Source organism: Massilia orientalis, from assembly GCF_030411975.2.
Taxonomy (GTDB): Bacteria; Pseudomonadota; Gammaproteobacteria; order Burkholderiales; family Burkholderiaceae_D; genus Telluria; species Telluria orientalis.
This window is the reverse complement of the sequence record NZ_JASNRB020000016.1, coordinates 99342-115236: the sequence shown is the minus strand read 5'-3', so window position 1 is coordinate 115236 and position 15895 is coordinate 99342. Positions and strand designations below refer to the sequence as shown.

Genomic DNA, 15895 nt, shown 5'->3' with positions numbered 1-15895 from the left:
CTTTTATTTTTGGTTTAGCCATTCCAGCCCGACGGCGGTGGAGTAGCGGCAGGTTCACGCAGCAACAGAACAGAGTCCGACACAAGAATCCAAAAGACCGCCGAGCTGGCGGTCTTTTTTTTTACGCCCCAGAATTTAACCAGATCAAGAACGGAGAACCGCAATGCCTCGCACCGACGATTTACGCATCCGCGAAATGAAGGAACTGACGCCGCCCTCGCACCTGATCCGCGAATTCCCGGTGACCCCGGAAGCGGAACAGGTCGCGTCGCAGGCGCGCATGGCGCTGCATCGCATCCTGCACGGGCAGGACGACCGCCTGATGGTCGTGATCGGCCCGTGCTCGATCCACGATCCGAACGCCGCGATGGAATACGCCCGCCGCCTCGTCGAGCAGCGCCACCGCTTTGCCGGCGAGCTGGAAGTGATCATGCGCGTGTACTTCGAGAAGCCGCGCACGACGGTCGGCTGGAAGGGCATGATCAACGATCCGTACATGGACAACAGCTTCCGCATCAACGACGGCCTGCGCATGGCGCGCGAACTGCTGCGCGACATTAACGAACTGGGACTGCCGGCCGGCACCGAATTCCTCGACGTGATCAGCCCGCAATACATCGCCGACCTGATCAGCTGGGGCGCGATCGGTGCCCGCACGACGGAATCGCAGGTGCACCGCGAGCTGGCGTCGGGCCTGTCGTGCCCGGTCGGCTTCAAGAACGGCACCGACGGCAACATCAAGATCGCGGCCGATGCGATCAAGGCCGCGTCGCAGCCGCACCACTTCCTGTCCGTGACGAAGGGTGGCCACTCGGCGATCGTGTCGACCGCGGGCAACGAGGACTGCCACATCATCCTGCGCGGCGGCAAGGCGCCGAACTACGACGCGGCCAGCGTCGAGGACGCCTGCAAGCAGCTCGCCGCCAACGGCCTCGCGAGCCGCCTGATGATCGACGCGTCGCACGCCAACAGCAGCAAGAACCCGCAGAACCAGGTGCCCGTATGCGCGGACATCGGCAGCCAGATCGCGGCGGGCGATACGCGCATCGTCGGCGTGATGGTCGAGTCGCACCTCGTCGGCGGCCGCCAGGACCTCGTGCCGGGCAAGGAACTGACGTACGGCCAGTCCGTCACCGACGGCTGTATCGACTGGGAGACCAGCATCGCCGTGCTGGAAAACCTCGCGGCCAGCGTGCGCGCACGCCGCCTGCGCGACGACGCGTAATAGTTCTTGCCAACCGGAAGCGCCCACTCCAGAATCGTATGTACGTGTACATACTTGAAGGGGTGGCATGGCTTCCAACGAAGGTGAAATCGCCGCCTGGGAACGCGCGGCACAGGCGGCGCTGAAGGGCGCCAATCCACGCCTGGCGGCGCAGCTGTGGCAGCGCATCCTGCAACAGGTGCCGACGCACGGACCGGCGCTGCTCGGCATGGCGCAGCTGCACTACCGGTCCGGCGCGCTGCCCGAGGCCCGCGCGCTGCTCGAGCGCCTCGTCGCGGCGGACGGGCGCGACAAGCAGCAGTGGATCAACCTCGCCGTCGTCTGCATGGCCCAGCACGACGAGGCGCGCGAGGACGAGGCGATCCGGCGCGCGCTCGTGCTGGAGCCGACCGACCTCGTGGCGCTGATCCTGCGCGCCGGCCTGCTCACGCGCCAGGGCAAGCGCCACGCGGCCGCGCGCGCGCATGGCGCCGTCGCCGCGGTGGCGCCGCCGCTGCAGCAACTGCCGCCCGAACTGCGCCCGGCCGTGCAGGAAGCCATGGCCTACCGCGAACAGTACGACACCGATTTCGGCCGCTTCCTCGACGACCACATGGCGCCCCTGTTGCGCGACCTGCGCGGCGAGCGCGTGCAGCGCTTCACGGCATCCCTCGACATCATGCTGGGCCGCAAGCGCCGCTACGAGCCGCAGCCCGCGCTGTTCCACTTCCAGGGCCTGGCGCCCATCACCTTTTTCGACCGCGCGGACTTTCCGTGGCTCGATGCGTTCGAGCGCGAGCTTGACGCGATCCGCGCGGAATTCCTCGCCGCGCAGGCTGGCGCCGACGGTTTTACGCCTTACATGCAGTATGGCGACGACCAGCCGCTGCGCCAGTGGGCCGAGCTGAACAACTCGCTGCGCTGGAGCGCCTTCCACCTCGTCGAAGCCGGCAAGGTCAACGAGGCCAACGCAGCGCGCTGCCCGCGCACGATGGCCTTGCTGGCAGGTAGCCCGCAGCCGGACCAGCCGGGCCGCACGCCCGTCGCGATGTTTTCCGTGCTGAAGCCGAAGACACGCATCCCGCCGCACTGCGGCGTCAGCAACGTCCGCCTCGTCACGCACGTGCCGCTCGTCGTGCCGCCGGGCTGCGGCTTCCGCGTCGGCAACGACGTGCGCGCGTGGGAAGAGGGCAAGGCGTGGGTGTTCGACGACACCATCGAGCACGAGGCGTGGAACGACAGCGACGCTCCCCGCGCGATCCTGATGTTCGACATCTGGCATCCGCACCTGACGGGGCCCGAGCGCGCGCTCGTGACGGCCATGAGCGACGGCATGAATGCATTCTCGGCGGACGAAGGCAGCTTCGGGCTGTAATCATCGGCAGGACAAATGAAAACCGCCGCCGGCCTCGCAGCCGGCGGCGGTTTTTTTACGGCGTCCGATCAGGCGATCAGAAGCGGTAAGTCACGTTGGCGTAGATGAAGCGGCCATACGCGTCGTACACCTGCGGGAACGTATTACCGTTGCCGTAGGTACCCGTCACCGAGCTCGACGAAGCGATCGGCGGATCCTTGTCCAGCAGGTTGTTGATGCCGAAGCTCAGGGCCAGCTTGCGGTTGAAGCGGTACACGCCGTTCAGGTCGAAGTAGCTGCGCGACGCCAGGTACGCGTCACGCTGCGTGTCCAGTTCGCCGGCCAGCTGCGTGTTCGAATCGAGCATGTCGTTCTTCACGCGGTCGATGTAGCGCCAGGTGAGCGACAAGTCGAGGTTGTACGGGCTCGACCAGGTCGTACGCAGCTTGTGGCGCCATTTCGGCATCGCCGGCGCGGAGATGCCGCAGGTCGGGCCGTACAGGCCGGCGCAGTCGTAGCTGCCCGTCCCCGGCAGGTTTTCCACCGTGTAGCTCTTCAGGTAGGTGCCGTTCAGCGTGAAGTCCAGGTTGCCGTAGCTCTGCGGCAGGCGGGTGCGGTAGCTGGCGCCCACGTCCAGGCCCGAGGTGCCCTGCGAACCGATGTTCGTGGTGCCGGCTTCGACGTAGCCGGTCGGAAGCAGCCAGAGCGAGCCCAGCGAGTCGCGGTGGATCATGTTGCAATACAGCGCATTGCCGGTCTGCAGGCACTGCGTGAACACGCTCTGGGCGTTGACGGCCTGGATCGCGTCCTTGATCTTCAGCTTGAATGCGTCCAGCGTGATGGTCAGGTTCTTGATCGGGTCGATCACGATACCGATCGTGTACGTGTTCGCGGTTTCCGGCTTGACGTTCGGGTTGCCGCCGGTACGGCCGTTGTACTGGTTGGTCGAGTTTTCCGCGACCTTGCCGTACAGCGAAGCCGGCAGGCCCGTGTTGGCGCACTGGGCTTGCGTGGCTTTCGGGCTCTCGCCGCCGCACGGGTCGTCGTTCGGACCGGCCAGCACCACGGCTTGCGGCGTGTACAGTTCATAGATGTTCGGTGCGCGGACGGCGCGCTGGGCGGAACCGCGCACGCGCACCTGGTCGATCGGCTGCCAGTCGAGGCCCAGGCCGAACGTGTTGGTCTTCGCGTCCGTGCTGTAGTTCGAACGGCGGTACGAGCCCGACAGGTCCATGTGCTTCGAGAAGGGCATGTTGTCCAGCAGCGGCAGCTTGAATTCGCCGAAGGCTTCCTTCACGTTGTACGCGCCCGTGACGGCCGGGGTGGCGCCGCCGGCGCCGGACAGGTCGCCCGTCTGGTTTTCGTAGTCGGGCTGGAACGACAGCTTCTCCATGCGCTGCTCGTAGCCGAACGACACGCCGGCGCCGCTTTCGGCGGTCGGCAGCTTCAGGCCGAAGCGGGTCAGGTCGGTGCCGAAGTTCAGGCCGAACACGGATTGCTGCGTGAAGCCGCCGTTCGAGCCGGTGGCGTTCAGGTAGTCCAGCGCGGCCTGGGTGACGCCGCCCTGCTTGAACAGGTTGTACGGCACGCAGGCGGGGTCGGAACCGTTGACGACCGAGCGGCACACGGCCTTGCCCGTGGTCGGGTCGGCGACGACGTCCAGCGCGTTGGCGATCAGGCGGGTCGAGAAGTAGCCGGTCGCGCGGTCGCTGTGGTTGACGCGTGCGAACTGGCCGAACACGTCGTACGACCAGTCGCCGATCATGCCTTTCACGCCCAGCACTTCGCGGAACGACGAATCGGTGATGTTGGTCGAGCGAGGGCCGCCTTCGACGTTACGCTTGCCGACGGAGACGGTCGAGGTGTCGCCCGGTGCCTTCAGGCCCAGCGCGGCGCGCCAGGCATCGTTCAGCAGCGGGTTGTCGTAGCCGATCGTCGCCTGCTGGCCGTAGAAGATGCCGCCCGGCGCGATCTGGGCGTCGGTCGTGTAGTTGTGGAAGTTGAATTCGCTGTACAGGCGCGCGTTCTCGTTGATGTCGTAGTGCAGCATCGAGTTGACGTTGTACTCGTCCGACGGGCGCTGGAAGAAGTTCAGGGGGCCGAAGTTGTAGGCATCGGTGGCCGACACGTACTTGCGCGGATTGCCGTTCGCATCCGGTGTGAACGTGCCGACACGGGCGATCGACGTGCCGGAGCCCGAGCAGGCGAAGCCCGGATCGGACGCGCCCAGCGAGCAGGCCGAGAAGTCGCGCTGCGATTGCAGCAGGGCGTCGGCGTGGCGGTGCGACACGAAGAACGTCGCGTTGCCCTTGTTGTCGGCGAAGTTCGAGCCGGCCAGCAGGCTGAAGTCGTACTTCTTGGCGTCGAATGTGTGGTTGCCCGGCAGCGGGAAGCCCTTCTTGTTGACGACGCCCTGGACCTCGTCGTTGTGCTGCTTGTGGTTGGCGCCGGAGATATTGGCTTCCAGTTCCACGCCTTCGTAGTTGTCCTTCAGGATGAAGTTGACGACGCCCGACACGGCGCCCGAGCCGTACACGGCGCCGGCGCCGCCGGTCAGCACGTCGACACGTCGGATCAGTTCACTCGGGATCTGGTTCAGATCGGCTGCGACGCTGAGCACGCTGCCGGAAGGCAAACGCTTGCCGTTGACGAGCACCAGGGTACGCTGCGAGCCCATGCCGCGCAGGTCGACGGTGGCGGTGCCGCTGGCGCCGTTCGAGATGGCCGCACCCTGCGACGCGAACACCTGGGGCAGGTTGTTCAGCAGGTCTTCGGTATTGCGCACGCCATCGATCTTGATGTCCTTGGCGCTCAGGGTGGTGATGGGGCTGGAGCCTTCCGTGTTCAGCGACGGAATGCGCGAGCCCGTCACTTCCACGCGCTGCATCGACGCGGCGGGCGCCGCGGCATTGTCCTGTGCATGAACGACGGACGCGCCGAGCGCCATGCCGCCGGCAAACATCAATCGAACCGATCGAGATCAAATTTTTATAAATGGAAAAATGACTCATAGAAATTCTGCTTGAAATGTTGTATTTAGTTTTTTATTCGAATTTTTGTCGGCGCGTAATTACAACATTTTGCCCCATTGTGGTGCGGCGCTGCACCAAAAACAAACGGGACAGTGAGTGCTCACTGTCCCGTTCGTCATCGACCGACGATCAGCCGGCGAACCGGCTGTCTATCATCAGAACTGGTAACGCACGCCGGCCTTGAAGAAGCGGCCGATGGCGCCGCTCGCGTCCATCGGGTTGTAGCTCATGCCGCCGTAGGTCAGCGGATCCAGCGGTGCGATCTTGTCGAACAGGTTCGTGATCGAGCCGTAGACCTGCAGTTGCGGCGTGACCTGGTAACGGGCCGACAGGTCGATCGTCGTGAACGACGCCAGGCGGCAGTTGCCCGGTGCCGGCGAGCCGTTCGCGTACTGCGAGGCGCACTTGTCGCCCGCGAAGTACACGTTCTGCATGTCGGCGCGGTAGTTCGCGGTCGCCGTCACGTTCAGGTCCTGGCGGTCCCAGGACACGGTCGTGCTGATCTTGTCCTTCGGCGTACCGGCGCAGTCCGACGTATCGCAGTTGCCGTGCGTGCCGGCGTACTGGAAGCGCGTGCCGTTCTTCTCGGCGCGCACCCACGATGCGACGTGCGTCCAGGTCAGGCCCACGGTGGCGCGGCCGTAGTCGCCCAGGCGGAAGCGCTGCTTGACGTCCAGGTCGACACCCTTGACTTCCGTGAAGCTGGAGTTCTGGTACGGCGCCTTCGACAGCAGCAGCGTGCCCGTGTTCGGGATCGCGACGCCATTCACGACCAGGTTGTTGTCGTTGCGGATCGCGGTCGGCAGGGCGGCGGCTTCCACGTACGACAGCGGGTTGATCTCGTTGGAGCGCTTGATCTTGAAGGCGTCCAGCGACAGCGCGGTGCCGTCGAACGGATCCCACACCATGCCCAGCGTGTAGCCCTTCGATTTTTCCGGCTGCAGGCTCGGGTTGCCGACCTTGACGGCGCCGATCGTGATCGAGCAGTCGGCCTGGGTGGCGCCGCCGGCGGCCGGCGTGCCGCCCGGGCAGCGGATCGGGTCACGCACGGCCGAGTTGCCGGTGCTCTGCGAGGCCGGGCTGAACTCCGCCGGGCCCGGAGCGCGGAAGCCTTCCGTGTAGGTCGTGCGCAGCGCGAAGGTCTTCAGCGGGGTCCACTTGGCGCCGAACTTCGGCGTGGTCGACGAGAAGTCCTTGTACTTGTCGTAGCGGACGGCGGCGTTCAGCTCGACCGTCTTGACGATCGGCGCAGCCACTTCGAAGAACACGGCCGACACGTTCTGGGAGCCCTGGGCAGCCACGTACGACGAGTTGATCGAGCCGTCCGACGTGCCCGACAGCGACGGGTTGTCCAGCGACTGGTGGCGGTATTCGCCGCCGACCGCGAGACCCAGCGCGCCGCCCGGCAGTTGCATCAGTTCGCGCGACGCCTTGAAGTCGAGGACGTCCAGCTTGGTGGTCGAGTGCGACGTGGCGTTCGTGGCCAGCGCGGCATACAGCGCCGCCGGGTTCTTGCCGGCCTGCGCGCCGATGTAGTACGGGAACAGGGCGTTCGTCGGATCGCCCAGCGCGGCCTGCAGCACCTTCATGTTCAGCATGTTGCTGTAGTTCAGGTCGAGTGCCGACTGCGAGTGCGTGAGGCCGGTGTCGAAGTCCCAGCCCGCCACGGTGCCTTTCAGGCCGAACACGAAGCGCGAGAATTCGTTATCGGCCGAGCGGGTGCTGGGGCCGACGTCGAACAGGGAGTAGCGCAGGCGCACGGGGACGCCGTACGGGTTCTGCGGATGGGTGGCGCCCATCAGGATCGCGTTGCCGTAGTTGATGATGCCGGTCGGGTTGGCGGCGTTCGGCGGGAACGCGATGGTGCCGCTGGTCGACGGCGGGATCAGCGTGAATTCGGTGTCGCGCTTCGAGTAGCCGGCTTCGGCGTAGAACTGCAGGTCGTTGCTCAGGTTCTTGGTGAAGCGGGTGTAGAAGTTCATGCCGCCGATCTTCGGCTGCATCGAACGGAACTGGTCGGCGTACCACAGGCAGCCGCCGGCCGGGTCTTGCGCCGCGGTGACGGAGAACTGCGAGCAGCCCGGCAGCGACACGTAGTTGCCGGTCTTCGGATCGCGCAGCGCGCCGGTCGGCGTCGGCTGGGACGCGCCCGACGTGATGTAGCCGTAGCCGAACTGGGTGTTGGCGGCATAGCCCCACGGACGGATGTCGCCATGGCCGATCCATTCGCGGCCCGCGCGGTCCTTGTTCAAGAGCGACTGGTTGCCGTAGAACTCGGCGTTGACCATGACGTTGTAGCCGTCTTCGTCCAGGCGGCCCTTGCCCCAGGTGAGCGCGGCCTTGCCGGTGCCGGCGTCGTGGTAGCGCGATTCGCCGACTTCGGCCTTGAAGGTCGTGCCGACAAAGTCCTTGCGCAGGATGATGTTGACCACGCCCGCGATCGCGTCGGCGCCGTAGGTCGACGAGGCGCCGTCCTTCAGGATCTCGATGCGCTCGACGGCTTCCATCGGCACGGTCGACAGGTCGGTGAAGCTCTTCTGGCCGTCGTCGGCGCGCGCGAACGGTGCCATGCGGCGGCCGTTCAGCAGGACCAGGGTCGAGGTGGCGCCCAGGCCGCGCAGCGAGATGGCGGTGGAACCGGCGGCGAAGCCGTTGCCGAAACCGGTCGGCAGCGAACCGGCGCCGTCCGACGTCAAGGTCTGCAGGTATTCCGCGACGGTGCCCTTGCCGGACTTGGCGAGGTCTTCGCGGCTGACCACCTGCACGGGCGAAGCCGTTTCGGCGGTCGCGCGCTTGATGCTGGAACCGGTGATTTCGACACGCTGAATCGGACCCTGGGCGTCTTGCGCCACGGCCGGTGCAGCGCCCAGCGCCGCATAGGCGAGGGCGAGCGTGACTGCTTGTGCGATAGCTTTCTTTTGATACATTTGCAACTCCAAATGGGGCTTCGATGGCGAGGCTGAGCATCGATGCATTCCAGATTCGGAACATTCATGGTATGTATATGCCGGACTGGAAAATCTAATGATGTAAGCTCTCTCTCATTGTCCAAAAATCTAGAATTCATTTTTTGGCAACGCATCAGACCACCGCAGCGTGCAATGTGTCAATACGATGACAATGCATATTGCGTAAACACCACAACAGCCCATCCATTTGGTTATGGCCTCGTGACATCTTTTCCCGGCAGGGGCGGCGCAATCTGGTCTATAGTTCCGAACGCGTTCGAAGACTCACCCGGGAATCCCGATGTTTGCTTATATCCTGCGGCGCCTGTGGCAGATGCTGCCGACGATGGCCGGCGTCGTCGTGCTGGTGTTCGTGCTGTTCAACTGGGTCGGCGGCGACCCCTCGTACCTGTTGGCGGGCAAGATGGCCGACGCGCGCGCCATCGCAAACATCCGCGCCCAGCTGGGGCTCGATGCGCCGTGGTACGTCCAGCTCGGCATCTTCGTGAAGCAGATCGTCACGTTCGACTTCGGCAACGCGTGGGCGACGGGCGAACCCGTGTCGCACATCATCGCCAGCCGCCTGGGGCCATCGCTGACGGTGCTCGTGCCGCTGACGGTGCTGGAGACCACGATCGGCATCGCGCTGGCGCTCGCCGTCGCCTTCGTGCGCGGCTCGCTGACGGACCGCGTCGTGATGGTCGCGTGCACGGTCGGCATGTCGATCTCGATCCTCGTCTACATCATCGTGTTCCAGTATGGTCTCGCCTATAAGCTCGGGTTGTTCCCCGTGCAGGGCTGGGGCGAGCATTTCACGGAAAACCTGCTGCGCTACGCCACCCTGCCGATCCTGATCGGCCTCACCGTGTCGCTGGCGCCGACGTTGCGCCTGTTCCGCAGCTTCGTGCTGGACGAAGTCGGGCAGGACTATGTGCGCACGGCGCGCGCGAAAGGCCTGCCGGAGCGGCGCATCGTCTGGGTGCACGTGTTGCGCAACGCCGCCATTCCCATCATCACGTACGTCATGGCCAACCTGCCGGCGCTCCTGATCGGCGCCTTCCTGCTCGAGCGCTTCTTCGGCATCCCCGGCATCGGGCGCGAAGTGATCCTCGCCGTCGAGCGCAGCGACTTCCCCGTGATCAAGGCGATCACCGTGTACGTCGCCGCCGCCACGATGGTGTTCAACCTGCTGGCGGACCTGATGTACCAGGCCGTCGACCCGCGCGTGCAGCTCAAATGACGGGTCAAGAGCTGAACCTTCCCGCAACTCCTGTCGGCCTGTGGGGTCTGGCCTGGCGCCGCCTGTGTGCCGACCGCGTCGCGATGGTCGCGCTGGCCGTCGTGGGCCTGTTCCTGTTGTCCGTCGCGCTGGCGGCGACGGGCCTCGTCGCGGCCGACTGGGAAGACGAGGTGGCCGTCAATTACGCGCCGCCTTCCTTCGTCGGCCCGGATCCAGCGCTGGCCGCGCTCGCGCAACCGCAGCGGCCGGCGCCGCCGAATGCGTTCGATCCGCTCGCGGGCGACATCGCCGAGCTGCGGGCGCAACTGGCACGCCGGGGCCATGCCGCGCATGCGGCCAAACGCACCACGCTGCCGTTCGGCGCCGACAAATGGGGCCACGACATCGTGAGGAAGACGATCAAGGGCGGCGAGACGTCGATCGTCGTGGGCCTCGTCGCCGCGTTCGTCGCCGTCGCGCTGGGCACGCTGTTCGGCGCGCTGTCCGGCTTCTATGGCGGGCTGGTCGACGATTGGTTCAACTGGTTCTACAACGTGTTCACGGCGATCCCCTCGATCCTGATGATCCTCACCGTGGCCGCCGTGCTGCAGACGAAGGGTGTGCTGACGATCGTGCTGATCCTCGGCCTCACCGGCTGGACGGGGCCGTACCGCCTGATCCGCGCCGAGTACATCAAGCACAAGGCGCGGGAATACGTGATGGCGGCCGACGCGATCGGCGCGTCCGGCTGGCGCAAGATGTTCGTGCACATCTTCCCGAACGTGTCGCACGTGGCGCTCGTGCAGATGTCGATCCTCGTCGTCGGCTTCATCAAGGCCGAAGTGATCCTGTCATTCCTCGGCTTCGGCGTGCCGGTGGGCGTCGTCTCGTGGGGCAGCATGCTGAACGAGGCGCAGAATGAACTCATCCTCGGCAAATGGTGGCAACTGACGGCGGCCGCCAGCGCCATGGCCATCCTGGTCACGGCGTTCTCGCTGTTCGCCGATGCGCTGCGCGATGCGCTGGATCCGAAACTCAAATGAGCACCATGAATCTTCTCGAGGTCCATGATCTGCGCGTGTCCTTCCGGACCGACAGGAAGAACACGTTCGAGGCCGTGAAGGGCATCTCGTTCAGCCTGCCGCTCGATGCGACGGTCGCGCTGGTCGGCGAATCGGGCAGCGGCAAGTCCGTCAGCTCGCTCGCCGTGATGGGCCTGTTGCCGGCCGAGACGACGATCATCCATCCCGGCTCGTCGATCCGCTTCGAAGGCCGCGAGCTGCTCGACCTACCGATCGCGGAACGCCGGCGCCTGTGCGGCAAGGACATCGCGATGATCTTCCAGGAACCGATGTCGTCGCTGAATCCCGTGTTCACGGTCGGCTTCCAGATTGGTGAAGTGCTGCGCCTGCACCTCGGCATGGACAAGCGCCAGGCGCGCGCCCGCACGCTCGAACTGCTGGAGGAAGTGGGCATTCCCGATCCGGCGCAAAAGATCGACGCCTACCCGAGCCAGATGTCGGGCGGCCAGCAGCAGCGCGTGATGATCGCGATGGCCATCGCGTGCGAGCCGAAGCTGCTGATCGCGGACGAGCCGACGACGGCGCTGGACGTGACGATCCAGAAGCAGATCATGGACCTGATCGCGGCGCTCCAGCGACGCCGCCGCATGGCCGTGCTCTTCATCACGCACGACCTGGGCCTGGTGGGCGAGATTGCGGACCGCGTGATCGTCATGCGCCACGGCGAGGTGCGGGAAGAGGGCGCTGCCGCGCAGGTGCTGGGCGACCCGCGCGATGCGTACACGCGCGCGCTGCTGCACTGCCGCCCGCCGCTGGATGCGCGGCCCGTGCGGCTGCCCGTCATCGACGACTACCTGAGCGGACGCGCGCAGCCCGGCGACACGCTGCCCCAGCGCGCGCGCGGCTATGCGCCGGGCGACGAGGACATCCTCGTGGTCAAGGGGCTGGCGAAGAGTTTCTACGTGCGCGAAGGCCTGTTCGGCAAGCGCGAATTCCAGGCCGTGAAGGACGTGTCGTTCACGCTCCCGCGCGGGAAAACGCTGGGCGTCGTGGGAGAATCGGGATCGGGCAAGACGACGGTCGGCCTCACGCTGCTGCGCCTGCACCGCGCGACCGGCGGCAGCGCGCTGTTCGACGGCCGCGACCTCGTCGCGATGAGCGATGCCGAGTTCCGGGCGTACAAGCGGCGCATCCAGATCGTGTTCCAGAATCCGTACGCGTCGCTGAACCCGCGCTTCACCGTCGGCCAGATCCTGCTGGAGCCGATGCGCATCCACCGCATCGGCGCGAACGATGCGGAGCGCACGGACCATGCGCGCCATCTGCTGCAGAGAGTGGGTCTCCCTGTGCAGGCGTTCGACCGCTATCCGCACGAATTCTCCGGCGGCCAGAGACAACGCATCGCCATCGCGCGCTGCCTGACGATGAAGCCGGAGATCCTCGTGTGCGACGAATCCGTGTCCGCGCTCGACGTGTCCGTGCAGGCGCAGGTGCTGAACCTGCTGCAGGACCTGCAGGACGAGTACAGGATGAGCTACATCTTCATCTCGCACGACCTGTCCGTGGTGAAGTACATCTCGGACCGCGTGATGGTGATGCACCACGGCAGCGTCGTCGAGATGGCCGATGCGGACGAGCTCTATCGCAATCCGCAGCATCCGTACACGCAGCAACTGCTGGCCGCCATACCGGGGTCAGAGCCCTGATTTAGGCAATTGCCCAAAATCGGGCTCTGACCCCGGTGTGCGGTGTTGCGCGCGGGCTGCGCGCGTTGCCGCTTTCGCCACGCCGGTGCCGGTTTTCCGCTACCATATGAGGATGGCCCAGCTCTCCCACCTGATTCACGTATATGGCGTCCTCATCGTGTTCGGCATCGTCCTGCTCGAACAGATCGGACTGCCCATTCCCGCGTTTCCGGTGCTGATCATCGCCGGTGCGCTGGCCGTCGACGGCGGGGCCAATTGGCCGCTGTACCTGGCCGCGGCCGTGCTGGCTTGCCTCATCAGCGATTATTTCTGGTTCCGCGCCGGCCGCTACTACGGCAAGCGCATCCTGCGCCTGCTGTGCAAGATTTCGCTGTCGCCCGATTCCTGCGTCAGCCAGACCGAGGACAATTTCAGCCGCTGGGGCGCGAAATCCCTCGTCGTCGCCAAGTTCATTCCCGGCTTCAACACGATCGCGCCGCCGCTCGCGGGCGCCATGGGCACGACGACGCCGCAGTTCGTCTGGCTGTCCGTCGCCGGCGGCCTGCTGTGGAGCGGCGTGGGCATGGGCCTCGGTGCCTGGTTCCACAACAGCGTGGACGACGTCATCGCATGGTTCGAGACCCTCGGCAGCACGGCGCTGATGGTCGTCGGCTTCCTGCTCGTGCTGTTCGTGGCGTTCAAGTACATCGAGCGCAAGCGCAACCTCGGCGGGGCCAACCTGCCGCGCATCACGATGGACGAGCTCAAGACCCTGGTCGAGGCAGGACACGATCCGCTGATCGTCGACGCCCGCGGCGTCACCGCGCGCCAGCTGGAAGCAGGCATTCCCGGCGCGCTGGTGTATGGCGACCATGTGCCGGAGCGCCTGATGGCCACGCTCGACAAGGACCGCCACATCGTCATCTATTGCTCCTGCCCGAACGACGTCACGGCGGCGCAGGTGGCGAAGGAATTCGTCAAGAACGGTTTTCATCGCGCCCGTCCGCTGCACGGCGGCCTGGATGCGTGGAACGACCACTGCGCGGCCGCCCAGGCCGACGCCGAGCTCAAGCCCAAGCACGGCTGATCACTATCCCGTTTCCCGATCACGCGGCGCCGGCCCGGCGTCGGCGCTCGCCCATGCTTTCGATAAATCCCGCGCATTGGTAGCTGGACTACTCGTCACCGCACAGGGGTTTTACGCAGATTCGCCCAAGTGTTGGGTCGGATGTACCTAAACTACAATAAAAGCTTGCGCTGCAGCCAAGAAATCCTTAAGCTTCGAGGAATCTGTTTCTTACGGCCTGCCATGATCGTTTCGCCCGTTGCCATCGTCGATCCGTCCACCGAACCGCGCCTCGACAGCGCCCGATACGCGAGCCCGCGCCTGCTGGCCGACATCGGCGGGACCAATGCGCGCTTCGCGCTGGAAACCGGACCAGGCACGGCCGGGCTGATCGAAGTCCTGCCCTGCGCCGCGTACGCGACCCTCGCCGACGCACTGCGTGCCTACCTCGCGCTGCCGCACGTGGCCGCCGTGGGCGCCGTCCGCCATGGCGCGATCGCGATCGCGAATCCCATCGTCGGCGACTTCGTGCGCATGACCAATCATCACTGGGAATTCTCGATCGAGGCGCTGCGCCGCGAGTGCGGATTCGACGCGCTGGCCGTCGTCAACGATTTCTATGCGCTGGCGATGGCGCTGCCGCACCTGGCGGACAGCGAGAAGCGCCAGGTCGGCGGCGGCGCGCCCGTCGCGGCCAGTCCGATCGGCCTGCTCGGGGCGGGGACGGGCCTGGGCGTGTCCGGCCTGGTGCCGGCGGAAAACCTGCCGGCCGGCGCCAAGGCCGCCTGGACGGCACTGCGCAGCGAAGGCGGCCATGTGACGTTTTCTCCGGCCAACGAGACGGAAGTCGCCATCCTGCAATTCGCCTGGCGCGAATTCGAACACGTGTCGGCCGAGCGCTTCCTGTCCGGTTCCGGCCTGGAACTGATCTACCGCGCGCTGGCAAACCTGCGCGGCGGCGCGGTGGAGGCGCTGGATGCCCCCGAGATCACACGCCGCGGCCTGGCCGGCACCTGCGTCGTGTGCGACGAGGTCATCGAGGTCTTCTGCGGCATGCTGGGCACCATCGCCGGCAACCTGGCCGTCACGCTGGGCGCCCAGGGTGGCGTCTACATCGGCGGCGGCATCGTGCCGCGCCTGGGCGAGCGCTTCGCCGCCTCGTGCTTCCGCGCCCGCTTCGAGCAGAAAGGCCGCTTCGCCGGCTATCTGGCGCAGGTGCCGACCTATGTGATCACGGCCGACTACCCCGCCTTCGTGGGCGTTTCGGCTATCCTCGCGGACCATCCGGGCGTGTGATCCGCGCCCGCGGTGTCGCTTCCGATGCATGGCAATGTTCTTTTCCCGGTTTTATCGGGTACAATGGCCGTCAGTTGGAAGAAACGATGTCGTTCGCTTAGCCCGGCGCCAGGAGCCTCGCCTCCAGAGCCCAGTCTCCCGATGGAGCCGGCAGCCCCGTTTCTCTTGAAAATCAACCGTTTGCGGTCCACTTTCCGGTGAGCCGCCCCGTGGCAGGGCGCAAACCCTCACGGTATCCCGTCCGGTACGCCAATCCGGGCGATGGAACCCCGTTTCAAAGCATGAAGTCTCAGTCTGGCGGCTGCCGCGCAGCTGGTGGAACGGGTTATGTTTGATGATTCTTAGCATCCAGAGTTGCACACTCCGCTGACGACATCGTTATGAACACTGATGAGGCCAAGAAGGTCCTCGAGACCGCCTTGCTGTGCGCGCGCGAGCCGATGACGATCCACGCCATGAAGAAGCTCTTCGTCGACGTGGACAAGGACGGCCAGCCGCTCGGCGCCGGCGTCGGGTCGGATACGATCAAGATCCTGCTCGAAGAATTGCGCCAGGATTGGCAGGATCGCGGCATCGAGATCGTCAGCCTGGCATCGGGCTGGCGTTTCCAGAGCCGCCCGGAAATGAAGCCTTACCTGGACCGGATCGCGCCGGAAAAACCGCCGAAGTACTCGCGCGCGACGCTGGAAACCCTGGCGATCATCGCCTACCGCCAGCCGGTGACGCGCGGCGACATCGAGGAAATCCGCGGCGTGGCGGTGAATTCGCAGACGATCAAGATGCTGGAAGACCGCGGCTGGATCGACGTGGTGGGCCACCGCGAAGTGCCCGGGCGCCCCGCGCTGCTGGGAACGACGAAGCAGTTTCTCGACGATCTGGGGCTCGCCGCGCTGTCCCAGTTGCCGCCGCTGCAGCAGGTGGCCGACGTCGGCGCCGGGCGCAGCCTGGAAGCACTGGAAGCGGCCCTGCAACAATTTGACGACACTTCACCCGTTGAAGTCCCGATACACGACCAAGCGCTCGCGTCCAACGACTGATCGTCGCGCCAGGTCAGCAAAACCAAGAAACG

9 protein-coding genes and 1 pseudogene are annotated in these 15895 nt (G+C 65.7%); 8 read left to right on the top strand and 2 right to left on the bottom strand.

The window, feature by feature from the left end; genetic code table 11:
• Positions 1-163 precede the first annotated feature (163 nt).
• Together aroG and QPK29_RS23740 are read left to right on the top strand one after the other, a co-directional pair.
• A complete protein-coding gene (aroG, locus tag QPK29_RS23745; protein WP_056123286.1) occupies positions 164-1225 on the top strand; it encodes a 3-deoxy-7-phosphoheptulonate synthase AroG in 1062 nt (353 codons plus the stop codon).
• A 67-nt stretch (positions 1226-1292) separates the two neighbouring features.
• Positions 1293-2579 carry an aspartyl/asparaginyl beta-hydroxylase domain-containing protein gene (locus tag QPK29_RS23740; protein WP_371768575.1) on the top strand — a complete coding sequence of 429 codons (1287 nt, stop codon included), beginning with the start codon at positions 1293-1295 and terminating at the stop codon, positions 2577-2579.
• 76 nt (positions 2580-2655) lie between these two features.
• Here QPK29_RS23740 and QPK29_RS23735 read toward each other — a convergent pair whose 3' ends face one another.
• Entirely contained in the window at positions 2656-5520 is a 2865-nt protein-coding gene (locus QPK29_RS23735; protein WP_371768574.1) for a TonB-dependent receptor, read from the bottom strand.
• A gap of 225 nt (positions 5521-5745) precedes the next feature.
• Positions 5746-8517 (bottom strand): TonB-dependent receptor, encoded by a 2772-nt coding sequence (locus QPK29_RS23730; protein ID WP_371768573.1) that lies wholly within the window; start codon positions 8515-8517, stop codon positions 5746-5748.
• Between the two features lie 322 nt (positions 8518-8839).
• Here QPK29_RS23730 and QPK29_RS23725 point away from each other — a divergent pair, with 322 nt between their 5' ends.
• From QPK29_RS23725 to scpB, 6 genes and pseudogenes are all read left to right on the top strand, one after another.
• Complete coding sequence (locus QPK29_RS23725; RefSeq protein ID WP_036235137.1) at positions 8840-9778, top strand: ABC transporter permease; 939 nt, start codon at positions 8840-8842, stop codon at positions 9776-9778.
• On the top strand, positions 9775-10800 hold the full coding sequence (locus QPK29_RS23720; RefSeq protein WP_371768572.1) for an ABC transporter permease: 1026 nt from the start codon (positions 9775-9777) through the stop codon (positions 10798-10800). Before QPK29_RS23725 ends, QPK29_RS23720 begins: the two co-directional genes overlap by 4 nt.
• Positions 10797-12485 carry an ABC transporter ATP-binding protein gene (locus tag QPK29_RS23715; RefSeq protein ID WP_371768571.1) on the top strand — a complete coding sequence of 563 codons (1689 nt, stop codon included), beginning with the start codon at positions 10797-10799 and terminating at the stop codon, positions 12483-12485. Before QPK29_RS23720 ends, QPK29_RS23715 begins: the two co-directional genes overlap by 4 nt.
• 112 nt (positions 12486-12597) lie before the next feature.
• Positions 12598-13551: a VTT domain-containing protein gene (locus tag QPK29_RS23710; RefSeq protein ID WP_056123303.1), complete on the top strand. Its 954-nt coding sequence runs from the start codon at positions 12598-12600 to the stop codon at positions 13549-13551.
• Positions 13552-13773: 222 nt separating this feature from the next.
• A complete protein-coding gene (locus QPK29_RS23705; protein WP_371768570.1) occupies positions 13774-14826 on the top strand; it encodes a glucokinase in 1053 nt (350 codons plus the stop codon).
• A 380-nt stretch (positions 14827-15206) separates the two neighbouring features.
• Positions 15207-15800 (top strand): annotated as a pseudogene (gene scpB, locus QPK29_RS23700) (SMC-Scp complex subunit ScpB); the annotation flags it as partial.
• Positions 15801-15895 lie beyond the last annotated feature (95 nt).